Here is a 21,278-nt window from a genome sequence, read left to right on the forward strand (position 1 = left end):
TCAGCTGCGGACGATCTCGGTGATGCGAGCGACCGCCGAGCCGACCGGGACGTCCTCACGCTCGCCGGTGCGGCGGTCGCGGACCTCGACGTTGCCGTCGGCCAGGCCACGGCCCACGGTGACGATCGTGGGCACACCGATGAGCTCAGCGTCCTTGAACTTCACTCCGGGGCTGACCTTGCCGGCGCGGTCGTCGAGGAGCACCTCGACGCCGGCGCCCTTCAGGCCCTGGGCGAGCACCTCGGCGGCGGAGAAGACCGCCTCGTCCTTGCCGGCGGCGACCACGTGGACGTCGGCGGGGGCGACGTTGCGGGGCCAGCACAGGCCCAGGTCGTCGAGCGTGCCCTCGGCGATCGCGGCGACGGCCCGCGACGGACCGATGCCGTAGGAGCCCATGGTGACGGTGACGAGCTTGCCGTTCTCGTCGAGCACCTTGAGCCCGAGCGCCTCGGCGTACTTGCGGCCCAGCTGGAAGATGTGTCCCATCTCGACGCCGCGGGCGGACTCGAGCACGCCCTCGTGGCAGTTGGGGCAGGGATCGCCGTCGCGCACGTCGGCGGCCTCGATCGTGCCGTCGGGGGCGAAGTCACGGCCGACGACGAGGTCGAGCACGTGGGAGCCCGGCACGTTGGCACCGGTGACCCAGCGGGTGCCCTCCACGACGCGGGGGTCGACGAGGTAGCGGATCCCCGACGTCGACTCCTCCCCCAGTGCCTCGGGGCCGATGTAGCCCTTGACCAGGGAGGGGTGCTTGGCCATCTCGGCCTCGTCCATCGCCTCGACCTCGATCGGCTCGAGCTGGCCCTCGAGACGCTTCTGGTCGACGTCGCGGTCGCCGGGCACGCCGATCGCGAGCGGCTCGCGGGTGCCGTCGGGGTGCTTGAGGACGACCAGGACGTTCTTGAGCGTGTCACCGGCGGCCCAGGGACGGTCGTCGCGCGGGTGGGCCTGGTTGAGGTGGGCGACGAGGGTGTCGATGGTCGGGGTGTCGGGGGTGTCCTCGGCGTGCGCGGCGGGAGCGTCGTCGTACGACACCGCGGGCGGGGCGGGGACGGTGACGGCCTCCACGTTGGCGGCGTAGTCGCAGTGCGTGCATCGGACGTAGGTGTCCTCGCCCACGTCGGCCTTGGCGAGGAACTCCTCGCTCGCCGAGCCGCCCATGGCGCCCGACGTGGCCTTGACGATGACGTACTCGAAGCCGAGCCGGTCGAAGATCCGGATGTAGGCGTCGCGGTGCAGCTGGTAGGACCGCTCGAGGCCGGCGTCGTCGACGTCGAAGGAGTAGGAGTCCTTCATCACGAACTCGCGACCGCGCAGCAGTCCGGCGCGCGGCCGGGCTTCGTCGCGGTACTTGTTCTGGATCTGGTAGATCGAGAGCGGCAGGTCCTTGTAGGAGTTGTAGAGGTCCTTCACCACGAGGGTGAACATCTCCTCGTGCGTCGGCCCGAGCAGGTAGTCGCCGCCCTTGCGGTCCTGGAGGCGGAAGATGTTGGGGCCGTAGTCCTTCCACCGCCCCGTCGCCTCGTAGGGCTCCTTGGGCAGGAGCGCCGGGAACGACAGCTCCTGGGCGCCCATGTCGTCCATCTCCTCGCGGATGACGCTCTCGATCTTCCGCAGCACCCGCAGACCGAGCGGCAGCCAGGTGTAGATGCCCGGCGCCGCGCGGCGGATGTAGCCGGCTCGCACGAGAAGCCTGTGGCTCGGCACCTCGGCGTCGTTGGGGTCGTCGCGCAGGGTGCGCACGAACAGGGTCGACATGCGGAGGATGCGGCCAGTCATGCGCGCAACGATAGGGGTGCGCCCGTGGCCGCCGCGAACCAGTTCCGTCGGCGTCGGCGCCGCCCCGTCACAACCCCAGCACGGTGAAGGATGCGGCGGTCGCAGCCAGCACGGACTCACCCGCCGCAGCCTCACGGGCAGCGAGCATCGCGTCGCCGAGCCCGCCCCCTTGTCGGAGCCGGGCGTGGAGGGCGACCATCACCTCGACGGTCGCAGCGTCGTCGACCTCCGCGAGGCTCGAGACGACCCCGGCGGTGCCCATCGACAGGAGCGCCGCCGCCAGGCCGAGAAGCTCCTGGTCACCGACCGGCGCCATGACGCCGGACTCACAGGCCGACAGCACGACGCGGTGCGGTGGTCGGTCGAGGCCCTGGAGGTCGTGCACGAGCAGCGGGCCGTCGGCGAGCGTGAGGGACGAGAAGAGCGGGCTGTCCTCGCGGAAGCGGCCGTGCGCGGCGACGTGCGCCAGCGCCGCTCCGTCCAGCGCGGCCAGCGACGCCGAGACGGTCGCCGCGTCGCCGTCGAGCACCTGCGCACCGGGATCCTGCGCGACGACCGCGGGCACCTCGGCCCCGCCGCTGCCGAGCCCCGGCCCGACGAGCATCACGCGACGGTCCTCGTCCGCGGGCCGCGCCGATCTCGCCCGCAGCCACAGGCGGGCGGACGGCGTGCTGGTGACCGGCCGGCGGGCGAGCAAGGGCACCAGTCCCCACGGCACGCCCTGCAGTGCAGCGGTGCCGGACACGACGATGCGCGAGTCACCCACGCCGTTCAACGCGTCCCCGAGCAGCGCCCGCTCGAGCCGGGCGCCGGCCACGTCGAGCTGCGCCCGACGTCCACGCGCCGCTTGGCGCAGGGTGAACAACGAGAAGTCGACGGCAGCGGCAGCGGCCGTTGCCTCGCCGACCACCCGGTGGCGTACGCGCCCGCGACCCGCCACGAGCGCGTGCAGGACGCCGTCGAGCTCGGTCAGCTCCACGAGGACCGTGTCGTCCTCGGCGAGCGCCTCGAGGAGCGACCTGACGTCGAGGGCCGCGGCAGCCTCTCCGGATCCTCGCTCCTGCAACAGGCGACGGCGCACCTGCTGCTCGAGCCGGGTGGCACGCGCCTCGAGGGCGTCGGTGGGGGCGCCGTCCGCCAGGGCCTCCTCCAGGCGGCGACGCTGGGCCCGCAGCGCGACGAGGTCGGCCCGGGTCTGCGCGTCGTGACCTGCTGTCCGGGCCGGCGTGGCAAGGGCGGTGGCCCGCCACCGCTCCGACCACCGCAGCAGCTGCCGTGCGTCGCCGCGGGACATGGCGGTGCGAGTGCCGAGCTCGGCGAGGGCCGCACCGTGGCCGGCGGATCCGGCTCGCAGCTCCTGGCTGCCGAGAGTCGCCTGGTGCTCATCCAGCGCCCGGAGGCCGCGTTCGCACGCGCGGATGACCGCGCCCGCCTCGCCGGCGGCCTCACGGCGTCTGGCCAGCGCCAGCCAGCCGAGGGCCCGGGTGGTGCCGGTCGAGGCGTTCCTGCAAGCGGCGGCCTCGTCGAGCCAGTGGTCCACCAGCTGTGCCGCCCCTGGTCCGCGCACCCGGCTCGCGACCTGCGCGCCGAGGAGCAGCGCCTGTGGCAGCTCAGGAGCGGCGGACTCGCGGGCTGCCGTGACCAAGGTCTCCAGCCGAGGGAGCAGCCTGGCGGGCCTGCCGGTGACTTCGGCGCGCGACCAGATCGCGTACAGCTCCGCCCTGACCCAGTGCCGCTGGCGCGCCTGCCGTTGGTACAGGCGACATGCTGCGTCGGCGGCCGACCTGGCCCGAGCCCAGTCCCCGGCGGCAAACGCCGCCCCGGCGAGCGCCAGCAGCAAGTCGGCCCGCTCGGTCTCGATCACTGGGCGGGCCTCGAGGGCGCGCTCGACGACGTCCAGGGCGTCTGCCGGCATGCCTGCGACGAGGTAGGCGCTGCACCGGTCGTAGACCAGGTCCACGCTGGTGATGTCGAGGTCGTCGAACCGGTCGCTCGCGTCGGCGTAGCACTCGAGGGCTCGCGGCAGGTCTCCCTCGAGGAAGGCGAGCCACCCCCGTGTGTGGATCCCCGTCGCGACGTCCGACCGTAGGCCGAGGCCCGCGTGCACCTCCATGGCCTCCTCGAACGCGCGGCGTGCAGCGTCGAGGTCGCCGAGACCGGTTCGGGTGAGGCCTTGGAGGTGAAGGGCGCGGGCCCGCCAGATCTCGTCGTCGGACCGGTCGAGGATCGCGAGCGCGCGCACCAGGTCGCCGGCTCCCGCCTCGAAGTTCTCCTGGGTGAAGCTCATCACCCTCGCCCGGCGCACCAGCACCCGCGCGAGCGGTACGCCGTCGAGCGCGGCCGCCGCCTCGTCGAGGTGCCGCAACCCTTCGCGTGTGCGACCGGCGGCGCAGAGCGAGATGCCCAGGGTGGCCTTGGCGTCCGCCGCTCGGGCATGGTCGCCGGAGCGGCGGGCCAGTCGCAGCGCCGTCCGCATCTCGTGGAGCGCTGCCTCCATGTCGCCGAGGTCGCGGACGACGATTCCCACGATCTGGTGCCCGATGGAGGCGAGCGCCACGTCGGGGTCCGGGACGAGCACCTGCTCGGCACGCAGGCGCGCGGCCCCGGGGTCGGCGAAGAGGGTGCGGAGCAGCTCCTCCGCCTCGTCCCGATCCACGTGTCCCATTCTCGCGTATCCGTGCGGAAAACTCTCCGGAATCCCTCGGCCCGAGACCCCGACGACGCTAGCGTCGGACCATGTCAGACGACTGGAAGATCGGCGACGACCGACGGCGACGCACCACCGACCAGATCCGAGCCTTCCAGGAGGCCAACGAGGGCGGGGTCGCGTGGGACACGCTGGCACCCGCCGACTTCACGTACGTGTTCCACCCCGACCGGGTGCTCGTGGACGGCGACGACGTCCAGGCGTTCGAGGAGCTCGTCAGGCAGCTCGGCGACCGGGTCCTCACGGGCGAGCTGCGCCGCGACGACGTCGACCTGCTCGACGGCGAGGTCGTCCGCTACCTGCTGCCCGAGCGTCGTGATGGACAGTCGGTGCCGGAGGTGCTCGACCTCCTCGAGGACAATGGCCTGCGCCGCGGTGCCGCTTCACCCGACCACTGGGTCCACGTCTCCCCCGGCGGCGGAGGAGGCAGCATGTGCCCAGCGATCGAGGCCCAGGAGACCGGGCTCACCGAGCCGTGGCCACCGGTCGCGCCGTTGGAGAAGGCCCGCGAGGTGAGTGTCGTGGTGGTCGACACCGGCTGGCACCCGCCCGCCGCGACCGACCCCCGCACCCCGTGGCTCAAGGGCGTGGAGGGCGACGACGAGCTCAACGGCCCCGACCTGCGACCGTACGCCGGCCACGGCACGTTCATCGCCGGTGTCGTGCGGTGCGTCGCTACGGAGACGAAGGTCTACGTGGAGGGCTTCGCGATCGGCGGGGTCGGTGGCGGCGGGATCCTGGAGTCCGACCTCGTCGTGCAGCTCCAGGAGGCGCTGCGGCACGATCCTCAGGTCATCAACCTCTCGGCCGGCTGCCGCACCCGGCTCGACCTGCCGTCGATCCCGCTGAGGAAGTTCCACAACAAGCACCTGAAGGATCGCGACTGCGTCCTCGTGGCAGCCGCCGGCAACGACTCCTGGGCCGCCCCGTTCTGGCCGGCTGCCTTCGCCTGGTGCGTCGGGGTCGGCTCGCTCGACCGGGACGGACGCGTCTCCGACTTCTCCAACTTCGGGGTCTCGGCCGACGTCTACGCGCTGGGGCGCAACCTGGTCAACGCGTTCCCCGACGGCACCTTCGAATGCAACGAGACGCCGGACAAGGGTGACGTCCGGGTGTTCAGCACGGGCCTGGCGCGGTGGAGCGGCACGTCGTTCTCAGCCCCGGTCGTGGCCGGCCTCATCGCCCGCGAGATCAGCGAGACCGGTGCGTCGGCACGGGACGCCCGCGACGCCGTGCTCGCCCGGGCGACCACGGACTCGGACCCGACGATCGGACCTCACCGGGAGCTGCGCCAGCCCTACCCCGGCCCCTGATGGCGAGGGGCAGGGCCGGGCGGCTCAGAGCTCGATCCAGCGACTGGTCGCCGACCGGCCGCCGTCGCGCACCGTGAAGCGCACCGACCCCGTCGGCTCGGCGGCGAGGGCGAAGAACCCCACCTCGTCGAGCGCGGTGGTCCAGCTCTGGCCGTCGGTCGTCTCGACCACGACCTCGACGGCCCCCATGTCGCCGTCGAAGTCGAGCAGCTGGCCGCGGACCTGGCCGTCGTCGAGCTCGGCGTCGAGCGACCATCCCTCAGCGGCGGTGAAGTAGAGGATCCGCGACGTGGCGAGTCCCCTCACCTGGGCAGCGGGTTCGTCCCGCGAGTCGCGGACGAGGGTGAGCATCTCCCACTCCGCATCGAGGTCGGCGGCAGCGACGGCGGCGATCATCGTCGCGACGAGACCGGTTGGCGGAGGGTCGTAGGTCATCCACATGTCACGCAGTTCCTCAAGGAGAGCGGCGTCCCCAGCATTCATCGCTCGCCTCCTTTCATCAGGGCGGTCCGGACCTTCGCCAGGCACCGGGCCCGCGTGGGGCCGATGCTCCCGACCGGCATGTCGAGGTCTCGGCTGATCGACTGGTAGTCGGGGCGATCCATGAAGGCCACGACTCTCAGCAGCTTGCGGCAGCGCTCGTCGACGGTCGCCACGGCTCCCCACAGCCGTGACGCCTCGTCGTCGAGCATGGCGAGCGCCTCGGCCGACTCCGCGTCAGGGAGTGCGGCGTGCAGCGTCTCGTCCTGCACCGGGGTCGCGCGTCGCGCGGCCCTGGCATGGGCGGCTGCGCCGCGCCTGGCCGAGGTGATCAGCCAGGACGCGACCGCCTGCGGGTCCTCGATGGTCCGGTGGAGGCGTACGAAACCGAGCCAGGTCGCCTGGATCACGTCCTCGGCGGTCTGGCGGTCGTGCCCGTATGCCCGCACCACGTGCCACAGGATCGGCGTCATCGTGGCGACCAGCTCGTCCATCGCTGCGGCGTCCCCCGAACGCCAGGCGATGAACGCCCCACTCGCCATGTCCCACGGTGACTGGTCGGACTGCCCCTCAGTCCTACGGTCCTCTGACATGGTGACCATTGTCCCCATGTCAGCACAGGTGCGCGTACACCCCTGCGTGATACACCCGGGCAAGAATTCTTTTCCGGGCTCGGCCGGCCTAGAACATCAGCGTCGCGAAGGTCGCCGTCTGCTCGAAGCCGACCCGGGCGTAGGCCGCCCGCGCGGCGGTGTTCCACTCGTTGACGTAGAGCGAGACCACCGGTGCCACACCGGAGGAGATGACGTGGGAGACCACGGCCGCCATGCCGCTCGTCGAGAGCCCCTCGCCCCGGCGGTCGGGCCGGACCCACACGCCCTGCACCTGGGCGGCGTACGGCGTCACGCACGCGATCTCGGCCTTGAAGACCACGCCCTGGTCGTCGAAGCTCGCCAGCGACCAGCCGCGGCCGATCAGCTGCTGGACGCGCGCGCGGTAGAGGTCTCCCCCACCCGCGTCGTTCTCCGGCGAGACACCGACCTCCTCGGTGTACATCGCCACGCACGCGGGGTAGAGCCGGTCGAGGTCCCGCGGGGTGGTGACCCGCACGGCGGGGTCGGCGTCGATGGTCGGGACCCGACCCATCTCGAGGTGCGGCTGGTCGGGACGGATCTCCCGCGGTGTCGCCCAGCGCGGCTCGATCTGCTCCCAGAGCGCCGCCACGACGCCGGCGGGGCCGACGATGGTGCCGACGGTGTTGCGCCGGCGCAGCGCCACGTCGGCGAAGGCGCCCACGTCGTCGCGCGTGCACTGCACCGGGACGAGGTTGGCCCCCAGGTGGCAGCCCGCGACGAGCCGGTTCCCCTCGAAGCGTCCCCACACCTGTCCGCCGAGCCACCGTTCGTCGAGGTTGGTGAGCCGGGCGCGGTAGTCGGCGAATACGTTGACGACGGGGTCCTGCTCCGCGAGCGCGATGAAGGCGTCCCGGTCACCCGGGCCCAGCACGCGCACCTGCTCGCGGGTCCTCAGCACCCTCGGGAGCCTAGTAGGAGCGAGCGGCCTGCTGTCACGCCCGGGACGGTCAGCTGACGCTGACCACCGGCTCGCTGCCCTCGAGGGGCTCCATGCCCTCGGCGATGCGCATCGCCTCCTCGATGAGGGTCTCGACGATCTGCGACTCGGGGACGGTCTTGACGACCTCACCCTTGACGAAGATCTGGCCCTTGCCGTTGCCCGAGGCCACACCGAGGTCGGCCTCGCGCGCCTCGCCGGGACCGTTGACGACGCAGCCCATGACGGCGACGCGCAGCGGCACCTCCAGGCCGTCGAGCCCGGCGGTGACCTCCTCGGCGAGCTTGTAGACGTCGACCTGGGCGCGGCCGCAGGACGGGCAGGACACGATCTCGAGGCGACGCGGCTTGAGGTTCAGCGACTCCAGGATCTGGAGGCCGACCTTGACCTCCTCCACCGGCGGCGCGGACAGCGAGACGCGGATCGTGTCGCCGATCCCCTGGCCGAGCAGGTGACCGAAGGCGACCGAGGACTTGATCGTGCCCTGGAAGGCAGGGCCGGCCTCGGTGACACCGAGGTGCAGGGGCCAGTCGCCGGCCGCGGCGAGCAGCTCGTAGGCCCGGACCATCACGACCGGGTCGTTGTGCTTGACCGAGATCTTGAAGTCGTGGAAGTCGTGCTCCTCGAAGAGGCTGGCCTCCCACACCGCGGACTCGACGAGCGCCTCGGGGGTGGCCTTGCCGTACTTGTCGAGGATCCGCTTGTCGAGCGACCCGGCGTTGACGCCGATGCGGATCGAGGTGCCGCGGTCCTTGGCGGCCCGCGCGATCTCCTTGACCTGGTCGTCGAACTTGCGGATGTTGCCCGGGTTGACCCGCACTGCCGCGCAGCCGGCGTCGATGGCGGCGAAGACGTACTTGGGCTGGAAGTGGATGTCGGCGATGACCGGGATCTGCGAGTGCTGCGCGATCTGCGGCAGCGCATCGGCGTCGTCCTGGCTCGGGCACGCGACGCGCACGATGTCGCAGCCCGTGGCGGTGAGCTCGGCGATCTGCTGGAGCGTCGCATTGACGTCGGAGGTCAACGTCGTGGTCATCGACTGGACCGAGATCGGCGAGTCGCTGCCGACGCCCACCGAGCCCACCTTGATCTGGCGGGTCTTGCGGCGAGGGGCCAGGACGGGGGGCGGGAGCGCGGGCATGCCCAAGCCGACGGAAGTCATGGCCTCATCGTACGGGCCGGGCAGCACGACACCGCTGCTCGGGCACGCCTCCCGCGCACGCCCGGGCAACGGGGCCTCTCGCAGGATTCCACAGCGAATGCGACCGCTCAGCCGGTTGCGTGATCCTTTGCCTGCGTCCCACCCGCCCGGGTGCGGCCCGGGTCAGGTCAGCCGCAGCGGCACGACGATGTCGGCGACGATGAGGACCACGCCCATCACCAGCATCGCGAGCCCCACGACGTAGGCCACCGGGAGCAGCTTGGCGACGTCGACGTGCCCGGGGTCGGGACGGCCGAGGAGCCGGGCGATCCCGCGCTTGAGGCCCTCGTAGAGGGCACCCGCGATGTGGCCGCCGTCGAGCGGCAGCAGCGGGACGAAGTTGAACATGCCGATGAAGAAGTTGAAGCTGGCGACGAGGAACAGCAGCGTGACGATCTTCTCGGTGACGGGGAAGGCCTCGCTGGCCGCGGCCTCGCCCGCGAAGCGGCCGCCACCCACGATCGACACCGGGCTCTCGGGGTCGCGCTCCTGCAGGCCGACGATGGCGCGGCCGACCTCGTAGACCTTGACCGGCAGCTGGCCCAGGGCCTTGACCGTCTCGACGGCCATCGTCTCCATCTGCATCGCGGTGTAGACGAGTCCGCCGGTCTCGAGCCGGGTCTCCGGCTGCACGCCGAGGAATCCCACCTCGGTGAGGGTCTTGTCCTCCATCGACGTCTGGCGCAGCGTGACGGTGGTGTTGGTGGTCAGCGTCAGCTGCTCGTCGCCGCGTCGCACCTCGATGACGGCGTCGCCGTCGGCGTTGGCGCGGATCTGCGACTGGAGGCTGTCCCAGTCGCTGAAGGGCGTGCCGTTGAAGCTGAGGATCTCGTCGCCGGCCCGCAGCCCGGCTTCCTTCGCGGGGGTGGGCGGGTCGTCGGCGGCGCAGGCGCGGCCCTGCTCCTCGACGGGCACCACGCACGCGGGCACGGCGGCGACGACCGGCTCCACGACCTCGTCGCGCGGGTTGCCGTAGGTCGCGAAGAGCACGGCGAACAGGCCGAACGCGATGGCGATGTTGACCATCGGCCCGCCGGCCATGACGATCACCTTCTTCCACCACGGGAGGCGGTAGAAGAGCCGGTCGGTCTCGTGCTGCTTGACGTACTCCCACTCCGCGGCCCGCGCGTCGGAGATCAGCTGGGTGAAGAGGCCGGTGTTGGAGCGGCGGACCTTGTGGACCGCCTCGCCGTCCTCGTCGTACGTCGTCTCCTCGACGAGCTCCGCCGCGCCGGGGGGCAGCATCCCGACGATCTTGACGTAGCCGCCGAGCGGGATCGCCTTGACGCCGTACTCGGTGTCGCCGATCTGCTTGCTCCACACCGTCGGGCCGAAGCCGATGAACCACTGCGGCACCTTGCAGCCGAACTTCTTCGCCGGCACGAGGTGCCCGAACTCGTGGAGCCCGATCGAGACCAGGATCGCCAGGACGAAGGCGACGACACCCAGGGTGTAGAGCAGGGCGGACATGTGCGTGGGGGTCCTTCTCGGGGTGGGGACGTCGGGTGGGACGTCTGGGAGGCGTCAGATGAGCGCAGCGGCCTCGGCTCGCGCCCATGAGTCCGCGGCGAGGACGTCGTCGACGGTGAGGTGCTCCTTCGATGGTACGTCGTGACGGTCCAGGACGTGTGCCACTGTGGCGACGATGTCGGGGAAGCGCAGCCGACCGTCGTGGAAGGCGTCGACGGCCACCTCGTTGGCGGCGTTGTAGACGGCGGGCGCGGTGCCGCCGCGCTCCCCCGCCGTCCGGGCGAGGGTGACGGCGGGGAAGACCACGTCGTCGAGCGGCTCGAAGCGCCAGTCCGCCGCCCGGGTCCAGTCGATCGGCGTCTCGGCGTCGGGCACCCGGTCGGGCCAGCCCATCCCGAGGGAGATCGGGACCAGCATGGTCGGCAGGCCGAGCTGGGCCACCACCGCGCCGTCGACGAACTCGACCATCGAGTGGATGAGCTGCTGCGGGTGCACGACGACGTCGATGCGGTCGAAGGGGATGTCGAAGAGCAGGTGCGCCTCGATGACCTCGAGGCCCTTGTTGACCAGCGTCGCGGAGTTGGTGGTGATCACGCGCCCCATCGCGAAGTTGGGGTGCGCGAGCGCCTGCTGCGGGGTGACGTCGGCGAGCTCCTCGGCCGTACGACCGCGGAACGGGCCGCCGGACGCGGTGAGGACGAGGCGTCGTACCTCCTCGGCGGAGCCGGCGCGGAGGCTCTGGGCGATGGCGCTGTGCTCGGAGTCGACCGGCACGATCTGGCCCGGCCGGGCGCGCTCCTTCACCAGCGGTCCGCCGATGATGAGCGACTCCTTGTTGGCGAGGGCCAGCGTGGTGCCGGCGTCCAGGGCGGCGAGGGTGGGCCGGAGGCCGACGGCTCCGGTGATGCCGTTGAGCACGACGTCGCACGGTCGGCCGGCGGCCTCGGTGGACGCCTCCTCCCCCAGCCCGGAGAACCCCGGCGCGAACTCCGCGACCTGGGCCTCGAACAGCTCGGGGTTCGACCCGCCCGCGGTCAGCGCGACCACGCGGAACCGGTCCGGGTGGGCGCGGACGAGGCCGAGCGCCTGGGTGCCGATCGACCCGGTCGAGCCGAGGATCACGATGTCGCGGGCAGTCACCGCGCCAGTCTGTCAGGACGACGCGCGCTGACCGCGCCGGCGCCGGGGCTCAGCCCTGCGGCGCGTCGAACGACCAGAACCTCAGGCCGCCGACCTCGACGAGCGTGGCCCCGGCAGGCACCTGCAGGTTCTGGTCGTCCGACGCGCCGAGCGCGCCGAGGACCGTGAGCGTGTCGTCACCGTGCCGGGAGAGGACCGCGTCACCCGGTACGTCGGCGCACCCGGCCGGGTCGGTACGACCGGCGCGCATCGCGACGTCCCACGGGAGGTCCTCGCCCTCGACCGACAGCACGACGCCGTCGGTGGTGCCGCGGACCACGACCTTCCCGGTGGCGCCGGGCGAGTCGTCGTACTGCACGACGGCGCCCACCCGGGCGGCCGCGAGCACGGTCACGACACCGGTCCCGTGCGGCACGGCCCCGAACGCGACCTGGTCACCGACGTCGACGCCGAAGGCCCGCAGCACGCCGGCGCACGCGGCCACCTCGGTGAGCAGCCGCGCGAAGGTGTGCTGCGTGCCGTCGAGCTGCGCCGCGACGTCGTCGGCCCGGCCGCGGACGACGTGGATGTCGAGGGCGTTGTAGCAGGCGTTGAGGATGCCGGGGTCGTCGCCGGTCGGCGCCCGGAACCACGTCACCCCCGTGGTCTGGCCGGTCATCGTCAGCCGAGCCCGTTGGTGTCGGTGGCGGCCGGCTTCGCGAGCGTGCGGAGCCAGGTGTCGAAGAACGGGCCGAGGTCCTGCCCGCTGACCCGGGCGGCCACCTCCTCGAACTCCGCGGTGGAGCCGTTGCCCCCGCGTTGCTCGCGGATCCAGGTGCGCACGACCCGCCAGAAGGCCTCGTCCCCGACCCGGTTGCGCAGGGCCTGCAGCGCCATCGCGCCGCGACCGTAGACGGCGCCGTCGAACACCTTGGCAGCGCCCGGGTCGTCGACCGCGACCTTCCAGAAGTCGGAGGTCGCGTCGACGTTGGCGTAGTAGCTGCGGAACACGGCGTCGGCGGAGCGGCCACCGTGCGTCTCGGCCCAGCGCCACTCCATGAAGGTGGCGAAGCCCTCGTTGAGCCAGATGTCGGACCAGCGCTCGATCGCGATGTCGTCACCGAACCACTGGTGGGCCAGCTCGTGGACGACGAGGCTCGTGGCGCTGCCGCCGACCGCCGGGTAGGTGGGCCGGGTCTGGTTCTCGAGCGCGAAGCCCGGGCTGAGGCCGGTCGTGATGCCGCCGACGACCGAGAACGGGTAGTCGCCGAGGTCCTTCTCCAGGCCGGCGACGACCTTCGGGGTCTTCTTCATCAGCCGCATGCTCGCCGCCTGGTCGCGATCGGCCAGGTCCTCCGAGACCGCGACGAGCCACGGAAGGCCGCGGTGCTTGCCCTTCTCGATCGCGAAGTCGCCGGCGGCGAAGAACGCGAGGTAGGGCACCATCGGCTCGTCGGCCCTCCAGTGCCACTGCGTCGAGCTCGTGCCGACCTTGCGATCGAGCAGCCTGCCGTTCGAGACGACCTCGCGGCCGTGGGGGACCCGGACCTTCACGTCGACCACGGCCTTGTCCAGCGGGTGGTCGTTGGCGGGGAACCACCACGGCGCCATGTGCGGCTCGTTCATCGTGACGACCTCGTCCTTGCTGGCCAGCCAGTTGCGCTCCCCGGCGTAGGAGTGCCGCGCCGGGCGGTCGTCGTACGCCACCACGACGGTGTGCCTGCTGCCGGCGGCGAGCGGCCGCGGCGGGGTGATCCGCAGCTCGTGCCCGCCGTCGGTCTTGTCGAAGCGTGCCTTCTCGCCGTCGACGGTCACCTTCGAGACGTCGAGGAGGAAGTCGAGGGAGAAGCTGGCCAGGTCCTCGGTGGCGGTCAGCTCGAGCGTGGTGCGCCCGCTCAGCTGCTTGGTCGCCATCGCGTAGCGGTGCGAGATCTTGTAGGTCGCCACGTCGATGCCGCCGTTGCCGTCGAGCGGCCAGTAGGGGTCGCCGATGCCGGACGCGCCGTCGACGGGAGCTGCGGAGGCCCCTGCGGAGGTCTCGGCGGAGGTCCCTGTTGAAGTCTCTGCGGTCGCGGTGGCACCACCCGCCCCGACGGCCATCCCGGCGGTGAGCGCCGTCGCGAGGGCTGCGGACAGGACGGGGCGGCGGATCGGGCGCGTGGTCACCGTCCGAACCTAGCGCGCGTAATTGCGTTGCGCTGTCGAGCTGCGCCAGCGACGATGGGGGCGACGCGCCGCGAGTGGGCGCGTCCACCACGTGCCGATCGCACGCCCGGTGCCCGTGAGACGAGAGGAGCCGTGACATGTCCATCGCTGTCCTCGGCCTGCCCGCCGACCACCTCTCGCACCAACGGAGCACCTACCTTGACTCACCTCATCCCGGAGGACTTCCTCCGGCCTGACGACCGTTCGCCCCTCGAGGGCATCGACGAGTCGTTCGTCTTCACCTACGACACCTACGCCGACGAGCTCGGCGAGGGTCAACGCTGGTCCCGCTGGGAGGACCTTGAAGCCCTCATGAAGGGCCCCGAGCCGCGTCCCGACTGGGTCGTGACCTCCAGCGGCGCCATCGATACCGAGCTCGGCGTCCTCAAGACCGGGAAGGAAGCAGACGTCTTCCTGCTCGAGCGCGAGGACCCGCATCGTCCGGACGAGGCGGTCGTGATGGCCGCCAAGCGCTACCGCGACACCGACCACCGGACCTTCCACCGTGCCGCGTCCTACACCGAGGGCCGCTCGATGAAGCGGTCCCGCGACAACCGCGCCCTCAAGCGGAAGTCGACGTGGGGCAAGCAGGTGGCGGCCGGCGAGTGGGCGGTGTCGGAGTGGAACGCGCTCCGCCGCTGCTGGGAGCTCGGCCTCCCGGTCCCCTACCCGGTCCAGATCGACGAGACCGAGATCCTCATGGAGTGGATCACCGTGACCGTCGACGGCGAGACCGAGACCGCCCCGCGCGTCGCCCAGGTGCGGCCGGAGCGCTCGCTCGTCGAGGGCTACTACGACCAGCTGCGCGACGCCCTGATCACGCTCGTCCAGGCGGGGCTGGTCCACGGCGACCTGTCGCCGTACAACACCTTGGCGGCAGGCGACCGGCTCGTGATCATCGACCTCCCGCAGATGGTGGACCTCGTCGGCAACCCGCGCGGCATGGACTTCCTGATGCGGGACTGCGCCAACATGTGCGCCTGGTTCCGCTCGCGCGGGCTCGAGGTCGACGACCAGGAGCTGTTCGGCGAGCTCATGGCGCACGCCTTCTGAGCCGGGCAGCGGCTGATCCGGGCCACGCTCGCCCTTGAGTCTCCAGGAGACTCAAGGGCGAGCAGCCTAGGTTGGCCCCGTGAAGCACTCCCACGGACGTGTCATCGACGTCACGACCCTCCCCGACCTCGACCGCAGGCTCGCCGCCGGTGTCAGCTCGCTCGCCGGGTGGCGCATCGTCGGCCTGGACCTGACCGACCGCGGGCCCGCGCTGCTCGAGCGGTCGCTCGGCGGGGCGCTGTTCCTGGGCTGCGACTTCACCGACGGCGAGGACGACGTCGTACGCCGTGCCGGTGCGATCGTGCTGCCCGAGATCCCCGGCATCCCGGTGGACACCTACCGGTCCACGCTGTACTCCCCCGGCGACCTCTACGACGCACCGCGCTACCACGACACCCTCGACGCGCGGGCCTATGCCTGGTCGCGGCGCGGCACGAGTCGCGAGAACACCCTGGCGATGGCGCTGCACGACCACCACGTCGACACGGCCCTGGCCGCGTGGGTGGCCGGACGTGACCTGGTCGGCGTCATGGGCGGTCACGCGCTCGAGCGCGGCAGCCCGGCGTACGCCGCCGCGGCCCGACTCGGGCACGCGCTCGGCGGCCACCTGACCGTGGCCACGGGTGGCGGTCCGGGCGCCATGGAGGCCGCCAACCTCGGCGCGTTCCTGCCCGACGGCCTCGACGACGCACTGGGTCGGCTGGCGGCGGTGCCGTCGTTCCGGCCGGACGTGGGTGCGTGGGCGCGGGTGGCCCTCGACGTCGTGGGCGCGACGTCCGGCGGCCGGGAGACGCTCGGCATCCCGACGTGGCACTACGGCCACGAGCCGCCCAACGTCTTCGCCACCGCGATCGCGAAGTTCTTCGCGAACGCGCCGCGCGAGGCGCTGCTGCTCCAGGTGTGCACCGGCGGCATCGTCTTCCTGCCGGGCGCCGGGGGCACCGTCCAGGAGATCTTCCAGGACGCCTGCGAGAACTACTACGCGGGCCGGACCGCCGTCGCGCCGATGGTGCTGCTCGGCCGGCGCTACTGGACCGAGGAGCTGCCGGTGTGGCCGCTGCTCCAGGCGCTCGCCGCCGGGCGACCGATGGAGCCGCACGTGCACCTCGTCGACACCGTCGAGGAGGCCGTGCAGGTCGTGCGGGACACGCTCAGCCGGCGCGGCGACGGGTGACGGAGCTCCGGCCGACCTCGCGGTAGTGGTCCACCAGCAGCTCGTTGACCGCCTGCCACGTCCGGCCCTGCACGCTCTGGCGGGCGGCGAGCGCCATCCGGCGGCGGAGCACCGGATGCGCCACCAGGCGCTCGACGTGGGACACCAGCTCGTTCGCGTCACCGGGCTCGTAGAGGTGGCCGGCGACGCCGTCGGGGACCACGTCGATCGGCCCACCGGACCGCGGTGCGACCACGGGCACCCCACTGGCCAGCGCCTCCTGGGCCGACTGGCAGTAGGTCTCGTGGCGCCCGGTGTGGACGAAGACGTCAAGCGTGGCGTGGGCGCGCGCGAGCTCCTCGCCGTGGAGGACGCCGAGGAAGGCCGCGTCCGGAAGCAGCGCCCGGAGCCTGGCCTCCTCGGGCCCGCCGCCGACCAGCACGAGACGCACGCCCGGGATCCGGTCGACGTGGGCCAGCAGCTCGAGCTCCTTCTCCGCGGCCAGCCGGCCGACGTACCCGACCAGGAGCCGACCGTCGGGGGCCAGCTCGGCGTGGAGGGCCTCGTCGCGGCGCAGCGGTGCGAACAGCTCCTGGTCCACGCCGCGCGGCCAGCGGGCGACCGCGGGCACGCCGAGCCGGGCGAGCTGCGCGATGCTCGCCGTGGAGGGCGCCAGTGTGCGGTCGACCCCCAGGTGGATCCGGCGGGTCAGCGCCCCCATCGCCCGTGCGCCGCCGGGGACGCCGTACTGCTCCGCGAACCCGACCAGGTCGGTCTGGTAGATCGCGACCGTCGGGATGCCGAGCGACCGCGCGGCTCGTGCCGCCTGCAGGCCGAGCGCGGCCGGCGAGGCGATGTGGACGACGTCGGGGCGGAAGCGCTCCATGGTGGCGCGCAGCCGGCGCCGCGTCTCCAGCCCGATGCGAAAGTCGGCGTAGAACGGCAGGCTCGCGCCGCGCGCGAGGGTCACCGGGAACCCGGCATACGTCGCGGGGCCGGTCGGCGCGACCAGCTCGGCCTCGTGCCCCTCGGCGGCGAGGTGCTCCAGCACCCGGCGCACGGAGTTGGTGACCCCGTTGACCTGGGGCAGGAACGACTCGGTGACGACCAGCACGCGGAGCCGCCCGGCACGCCCGGGCGCGGGCCGGTCGGGCGCGAGGGGGACGACGGTGGCCGGGACGGTGCGGCTGCGACGCCGCCTCTCGAGCAGGTCCATGCCCCGGACGCTAGGAAGGCCGCCGCAACGCACGCCCCGCCGCGGACGGACGACACGTGAACGGACCGCGACGTCTCGGCTGCGGCCCTCGGGCTACTCCTTGGCGGCGAGCTGGCCGCAGGCACCGTCGATCTCACGCCCACGCGTGTCGCGGACGGTCGTCGGGATGCCCTTCGCCTCCAGCCGGCGGACGAACTCGCGCTCGTCGGCCGGGTCGGACGCCGTCCACTTCGAGCCCTCGATCGGGTTCAGCGGGATCAGGTTGACGTGCACCCAGCCCCAGTCGCCGTAGGAGTTGAGCACGTCGCCGAGCAGGTCGGCGCGGTGGGCCTGGTCGTTGATGCCGCGCATCATGGCGTACTCGATGGAGACCCGGCGCTTGGTCTTGGCGGCGTAGTTCCAGGCAGCCTCGACGGTCTCGGCGACCGAGAAGCGGGTGTTGATCGGCACCAGCTCGTTGCGCAGCTCGTCGTCGGGGGCGTGCAGGCTCAGCGCGAGCGTGACCGGGATGCCCTCGTCGGCCAGCTGGTTGATGCGCGGGACGAGGCCGACCGTCGACACGGTGACGCCGCGGGCGCTCATCCCGAGGCCGGCCGGCGACGGGTCGGTGAGGCGTCGGACGGCACCGACGACGGCCTTGTAGTTGGCGAGCGGCTCGCCCATGCCCATGAACACGACGTTGGACACGCGGCCCGGGCCGCCGGGCACCTCGCCGCGGGCCAGCGAGCGCGCGCCGGCGACGACCTGCTCGACGATCTCGGCGGTCGACATGTTGCGCTGCAGGCCGCCCATCCCGGTGGCGCAGAACGGGCACGCCATGCCGCAGCCGGCCTGGCTGGAGACGCACATCGTGGCGCGGTCGGGGTAGCGCATGAGCACCGACTCGACCAGCGCACCGTCGAAGAGCTTCCAGAGCGTCTTGCGCGTGGTGCCGCGGTCGGCCTCCATGGTGCGGAGCGGCGTCATCAGGTCGGGCAGCAGCGCGGAGACGAGGTCGTCGCGCTGACCGGACGGCAGGTCCGTCATCTCCGCCGGGTCGTCGGCGAGGCGCGTGAAGTAGTGGTTGCTGAGCTGCTTGGCGCGGAACCCCGGCAGGCCCATCTCCTCCAGCAGCGCCTTGCGACCGGCCTCGTCGAGGTCGGCGAGGTGGCGCGGCGGCTTCTTGCGGCCCCGGGGCTCGTCCATGACGAGGGGCAGCGTCTTGATGGGCTCGTGCGTGGATTCGGACATCGCGCCGATTCTCCCACCCCGACGGTCGACGAGGCGATTCAGCGGGCCGGACGGGTCAGGCGTCGGCCATGAAGTAGAGCACCAGCGAGGCGACGCCGCCGACGACCAGGGCGGTGACGACCATGCCCACGAACATGAACTGGGCGAACCGTCGGGTCTTGCGCTTGACGAGCATCGCGATCGGCAGCGCCAGGGCGAGGACCACGAACGGGAACAGCTGCTCGGACGTCTCGTGGTCGAACAGCAGTCGGAGCACGCCCGCGAAAGCCCCCGGCAGGGCGGTCACGAAGAGCATCCCGGCGAAGAAGCCGGTGATGCCCGCGAACGTCGGGTGGCTGTGGTGCCACCACTCGAAGTGGCGGTCCTGCGCCGCCTCGTGCGCCTGCTGCTCTTGCGTCTCCACCCCACCAGCGTAGGCGCTCGGCCGCCACGCACCGCGCGGGGCGCGCGGTGGCAGGGAGGTCCGTCCGGGCGGCAGGTGCGGGCGTCCGCCGGTCCGGCCAGGGTCAGGCCAGGAACTCCCGGGCTCCCCGCAGCCGGGTCGACAGGAGCGTCGCCGCGCGCGAGGAGTCGAGGCGTACGTCGACGGGGCCCGGCACGGCCAGCTCCGCCCGGGTCGTGGCCCGCAGCACGTCGGGGTCGAGACCGTCGCGGCGCGCAATGAGCCGGCCGAGTTCGTACCGGCTCATGCCGCCGGCGCCGGCCACGTGCAGGACGCCCTGCACGTCGCCCTCGGCGAGCTCGACGAGAGCGCGGGCGAGGTCCTTCACGTGGACCGGGCAGCGGCGCTCGTCCTCGAAGAGGCCTCCCTCGGCGCCCGCTGCCAGCCGACGGACGAGCTCCTCGTGCTGCGACGCGCCGTCACCGAGGATGAGCGAGGTGCGCGCCACGACCGCGTCGGCACGGATGTCGAGGACCGCACGCTCGGCGGCCACCTTGGCCTCGCCGTAGGGCGAGACGGGGTCCGTCGGCGCTGCCTCGTCGTAGGGGCGGTCGGAGCCGCCGAAGACCACGTCGCTGGAGACCAGCACCATCCGGGCGCCGTGCCGGGCGGCCGCGCGCGCCACGTGGGCCGCGCCGTCGGCGGTGACCGCCCGGTCGGACTGGACGTACGCCGTGTGGATGACCGCGTCCGGACGGTGCCGCTCGACCAGCGAGTCCACCGCTTCGGCGTCGCGCACGTCGGCGTCCGCAGACCCCACGGCGACGACCTCGTGGCCCGCCGCAGCCGCTGCGGCGACGTGCCGCCCCAGGTAGCCGGTGCGGCCACCGGTGACGAGCAGGCGCATCAGACGTCCTGGCGACGGGCTCGTCAGAAGACGAGGTAGTAGAGGACCAGCCAGATCGGCGCGACGGTGGCCAGCAGCGAGTCGAGCCGGTCCATCAGGCCGCCGTGGCCGGGAATGACCTGGCTCATGTCCTTGATGCCGAGGTCGCGCTTCATGACCGACTCGCACAGGTCACCGAGCGTGGCCATCACCGCGGCGATCACCCCGAGGAGGACGCCGACCCACCAGTCGCCGCCGAGGAACGAGGTCACCAGCCAGACGCCGACCGCGATGGTGGCGACCATCGAGCCGGCGAAGCCCTCCCAGGACTTCTTGGGCGAGATCACGCGTGCCATCGGGTGCCGGCCGAAGAGGACGCCGGCGATGTAGCCGCCGGTGTCGGAGGCGACGGTGATGGCGATGAAGGTGATGACGCCGCGCACGCCCGGGTCGTCGACGTCGAGGCCGAACGCGGGGGCGGTGCCGCCCTCGCCGAGCAGCAGCGCCACGAAGGAGGCCAGGAACGGCACGTAGATGAGGGTGAAGACCGACGCGGTCGCGTTCATGACGTAGCCGTCGACCCCGCGCCGCAGCAGCCACAGCATGATGACGAGCGCGGTGACGGCAGTGGCGGTGACCAGCGCCGGTGCGCCCCAGACGTAGGCCACGACGACCATCACGACGCCGCCGAGCATCAGGGGCTGCTCGGGGATGTCGACGCCCTTGGCGGCCAAACCCTGGTGCAACTCCCAGACCGCGACGACGACGGCGACCGCCACGATGCCCATGAAGGCGGGCTTCCAGAACAGCAGCGACAGCAGGATCGCCGCGACGAGGACGACGGCCGAGACGACGGCAGCCCGCAGGTCGCGGCCGGCGCGACCGTGGTCCTTGGGTGAGTCGGGGTGGGGGGCGGGCGCCGCCGGAGGATCAGGAGTGGTCATCGGCAGGGTGGCTCAGACCTCGAGCAGCTCGGCTTCCTTGTGCTTGAGGAGCTCGTCGATCTTGTCGGTGTGGGTCTTGGTGAGCGCGTCGAGGCGCTTCTCCGCACCCGTGACGTCGTCCTTGCCGACCTCGCCGTCCTTCTCGAGCTTCTCGAGGCCCTGCTTGGCCGTGCGGCGCACGTTGCGCACCGAGACCCGGCCGTCCTCCGCCTTCGCCCTCGCGAGCTTGATGTACTCCTTGCGGCGCTCCTCGGTCAGCTCGGGGAAGACGCAGCGCAGGACCTTGCCGTCGTTGGCCGGGTTGACGCCGAGGTCGGAGTCGCGGATGGCCCGCTCGATGTTGCCCATCGCGCCGATGTCGAAGGGCTGGATGAGGATGGTGCGGGCGTCCTGCGAGGAGAAGCTGGCGAGCTGCTGCAGCGGGGTCTGGGTGCCGTAGTAGTCGGCCGTGATCTTGGCGAACATCGCCGGGTTGGCACGGCCGGCCCGGATGGCGGCGAACTCCTCGCGCGTCGCCTCGACGGACTTGCCCATCTTGGCGTCGGCGTCCTTCATGACGTCGTTGATC

At 72.1% G+C, this 21,278-nt stretch carries 19 protein-coding genes; 3 read left to right on the forward strand and 16 right to left on the reverse strand.

The window, feature by feature from the left end; translation table 11 throughout:
• A complete protein-coding gene (locus tag ACFQW6_RS08745) occupies window positions 1-1,779 on the reverse strand; it encodes a proline--tRNA ligase (protein ID WP_378543308.1) in 1,779 nt (592 codons plus the stop codon).
• A 67-nt stretch (window positions 1,780-1,846) separates the two neighbouring features.
• Window positions 1,847-4,435: a CHAT domain-containing protein gene (locus tag ACFQW6_RS08750; protein WP_378543310.1), complete on the reverse strand. Its 2,589-nt coding sequence runs from the start codon at window positions 4,433-4,435 to the stop codon at window positions 1,847-1,849.
• Window positions 4,436-4,515: 80 nt separating this feature from the next.
• Between ACFQW6_RS08750 and ACFQW6_RS08755 the strand changes: the two genes are divergently transcribed.
• On the forward strand, window positions 4,516-5,799 hold the full coding sequence (locus ACFQW6_RS08755) for a S8 family serine peptidase (RefSeq protein ID WP_378543312.1): 1,284 nt from the start codon (window positions 4,516-4,518) through the stop codon (window positions 5,797-5,799).
• Window positions 5,800-5,823: 24 nt separating this feature from the next.
• Here the strand turns inward: ACFQW6_RS08755 and ACFQW6_RS08760 are convergent, their stop codons facing one another.
• The 8 genes from ACFQW6_RS08760 to ACFQW6_RS08795 all read right to left on the reverse strand — a co-directional run bounded on the left by ACFQW6_RS08760 (window position 5,824) and on the right by ACFQW6_RS08795 (window position 13,807).
• Window positions 5,824-6,282 (reverse strand): hypothetical protein, encoded by a 459-nt coding sequence (locus ACFQW6_RS08760; protein ID WP_378543314.1) that lies wholly within the window; start codon window positions 6,280-6,282, stop codon window positions 5,824-5,826.
• Window positions 6,279-6,872 (reverse strand): RNA polymerase sigma factor, encoded by a 594-nt coding sequence (locus ACFQW6_RS08765; protein WP_378543316.1) that lies wholly within the window; start codon window positions 6,870-6,872, stop codon window positions 6,279-6,281. The genes ACFQW6_RS08760 and ACFQW6_RS08765 overlap by 4 nt, the downstream gene beginning before the upstream one ends.
• Before the next feature lie 88 nt (window positions 6,873-6,960).
• Complete coding sequence (locus ACFQW6_RS08770) at window positions 6,961-7,812, reverse strand: GNAT family N-acetyltransferase (RefSeq protein ID WP_378543318.1); 852 nt, start codon at window positions 7,810-7,812, stop codon at window positions 6,961-6,963.
• Window positions 7,813-7,861: 49 nt separating this feature from the next.
• Window positions 7,862-9,013 carry a flavodoxin-dependent (E)-4-hydroxy-3-methylbut-2-enyl-diphosphate synthase gene (gene ispG, locus ACFQW6_RS08775; protein ID WP_378543320.1) on the reverse strand — a complete coding sequence of 384 codons (1,152 nt, stop codon included), beginning with the start codon at window positions 9,011-9,013 and terminating at the stop codon, window positions 7,862-7,864.
• A 162-nt stretch (window positions 9,014-9,175) separates the two neighbouring features.
• Window positions 9,176-10,522: a M50 family metallopeptidase gene (locus ACFQW6_RS08780; RefSeq protein ID WP_378543322.1), complete on the reverse strand. Its 1,347-nt coding sequence runs from the start codon at window positions 10,520-10,522 to the stop codon at window positions 9,176-9,178.
• Window positions 10,523-10,576: 54 nt separating this feature from the next.
• Window positions 10,577-11,662, reverse strand: coding sequence for a 1-deoxy-D-xylulose-5-phosphate reductoisomerase (dxr, locus tag ACFQW6_RS08785; RefSeq protein ID WP_378543324.1), 1,086 nt, complete (start codon window positions 11,660-11,662; stop codon window positions 10,577-10,579).
• 49 nt (window positions 11,663-11,711) lie between these two features.
• Window positions 11,712-12,320: a hypothetical protein gene (locus ACFQW6_RS08790; RefSeq protein ID WP_378543326.1), complete on the reverse strand. Its 609-nt coding sequence runs from the start codon at window positions 12,318-12,320 to the stop codon at window positions 11,712-11,714.
• Window positions 12,321-12,322: 2 nt separating this feature from the next.
• Entirely contained in the window at window positions 12,323-13,807 is a 1,485-nt protein-coding gene (locus ACFQW6_RS08795) for a M1 family metallopeptidase (RefSeq protein WP_378543328.1), read from the reverse strand.
• Window positions 13,808-14,005: 198 nt separating this feature from the next.
• Between ACFQW6_RS08795 and ACFQW6_RS08800 the strand changes: the two genes are divergently transcribed.
• Both ACFQW6_RS08800 and ACFQW6_RS08805 read left to right on the forward strand, forming a co-directional pair.
• Window positions 14,006-14,899 (forward strand): serine protein kinase RIO, encoded by an 894-nt coding sequence (locus ACFQW6_RS08800; RefSeq protein ID WP_378543330.1) that lies wholly within the window; start codon window positions 14,006-14,008, stop codon window positions 14,897-14,899.
• 79 nt (window positions 14,900-14,978) lie between these two features.
• On the forward strand, window positions 14,979-16,073 hold the full coding sequence (locus ACFQW6_RS08805; RefSeq protein WP_378543332.1) for an LOG family protein: 1,095 nt from the start codon (window positions 14,979-14,981) through the stop codon (window positions 16,071-16,073).
• Here the strand turns inward: ACFQW6_RS08805 and ACFQW6_RS08810 are convergent.
• From ACFQW6_RS08810 to frr, 6 genes are all read right to left on the reverse strand, one after another.
• Complete coding sequence (locus ACFQW6_RS08810; protein WP_378543334.1) at window positions 16,051-17,268, reverse strand: glycosyltransferase family 4 protein; 1,218 nt, start codon at window positions 17,266-17,268, stop codon at window positions 16,051-16,053. The two genes, ACFQW6_RS08805 and ACFQW6_RS08810, sit on opposite strands and share 23 nt — an antisense overlap.
• 93 nt (window positions 17,269-17,361) lie before the next feature.
• Window positions 17,362-18,498 (reverse strand): 23S rRNA (adenine(2503)-C(2))-methyltransferase RlmN, encoded by a 1,137-nt coding sequence (rlmN, locus tag ACFQW6_RS08815; RefSeq protein ID WP_378543336.1) that lies wholly within the window; start codon window positions 18,496-18,498, stop codon window positions 17,362-17,364.
• 55 nt (window positions 18,499-18,553) lie between these two features.
• On the reverse strand, window positions 18,554-18,901 hold the full coding sequence (locus ACFQW6_RS08820) for a hypothetical protein (protein WP_378543338.1): 348 nt from the start codon (window positions 18,899-18,901) through the stop codon (window positions 18,554-18,556).
• A 103-nt stretch (window positions 18,902-19,004) separates the two neighbouring features.
• Entirely contained in the window at window positions 19,005-19,787 is a 783-nt protein-coding gene (locus ACFQW6_RS08825) for an SDR family oxidoreductase (protein ID WP_378543340.1), read from the reverse strand.
• A gap of 23 nt (window positions 19,788-19,810) precedes the next feature.
• On the reverse strand, window positions 19,811-20,710 hold the full coding sequence (locus tag ACFQW6_RS08830) for a phosphatidate cytidylyltransferase (protein ID WP_378543342.1): 900 nt from the start codon (window positions 20,708-20,710) through the stop codon (window positions 19,811-19,813).
• A 12-nt stretch (window positions 20,711-20,722) separates the two neighbouring features.
• The gene (gene frr / locus ACFQW6_RS08835) at window positions 20,723-21,277 is read right to left on the reverse strand and encodes a ribosome recycling factor (RefSeq protein WP_378543635.1); all 555 of its coding nucleotides are present in this window, start codon (window positions 21,275-21,277) and stop codon (window positions 20,723-20,725) included.
• Window position 21,278: the final 1 nt, after the last annotated feature.

This window comes from Nocardioides sp. GCM10028917, assembly GCF_042666175.1.
Lineage (GTDB): Bacteria > Actinomycetota > Actinomycetes > Propionibacteriales > Nocardioidaceae > Nocardioides.

Coding starts and splice junctions, on each gene's coding strand:
- ACFQW6_RS08760 (WP_378543314.1), bottom strand. CDS start 6,282: ATGAATGCTGGGGACGCCGCTCTCCTTGAGGAACTGCGTGACATGTGG.
- rlmN (WP_378543336.1), bottom strand. CDS start 18,498: ATGTCCGAATCCACGCACGAGCCCATCAAGACGCTGCCCCTCGTCATG.
- ispG (WP_378543320.1), bottom strand. CDS start 9,013: ATGACTTCCGTCGGCTTGGGCATGCCCGCGCTCCCGCCCCCCGTCCTG.
- ACFQW6_RS08765 (WP_378543316.1), bottom strand. CDS start 6,872: ATGTCAGAGGACCGTAGGACTGAGGGGCAGTCCGACCAGTCACCGTGG.
- ACFQW6_RS08810 (WP_378543334.1), bottom strand. CDS start 17,268: ATGGACCTGCTCGAGAGGCGGCGTCGCAGCCGCACCGTCCCGGCCACC.
- ACFQW6_RS08790 (WP_378543326.1), bottom strand. CDS start 12,320: ATGACCGGCCAGACCACGGGGGTGACGTGGTTCCGGGCGCCGACCGGC.
- ACFQW6_RS08745 (WP_378543308.1), bottom strand. CDS start 1,779: ATGACTGGCCGCATCCTCCGCATGTCGACCCTGTTCGTGCGCACCCTG.
- ACFQW6_RS08780 (WP_378543322.1), bottom strand. CDS start 10,522: ATGTCCGCCCTGCTCTACACCCTGGGTGTCGTCGCCTTCGTCCTGGCG.
- ACFQW6_RS08825 (WP_378543340.1), bottom strand. CDS start 19,787: ATGCGCCTGCTCGTCACCGGTGGCCGCACCGGCTACCTGGGGCGGCAC.
- ACFQW6_RS08830 (WP_378543342.1), bottom strand. CDS start 20,710: ATGACCACTCCTGATCCTCCGGCGGCGCCCGCCCCCCACCCCGACTCA.
- ACFQW6_RS08755 (WP_378543312.1), top strand. CDS start 4,516: ATGTCAGACGACTGGAAGATCGGCGACGACCGACGGCGACGCACCACC.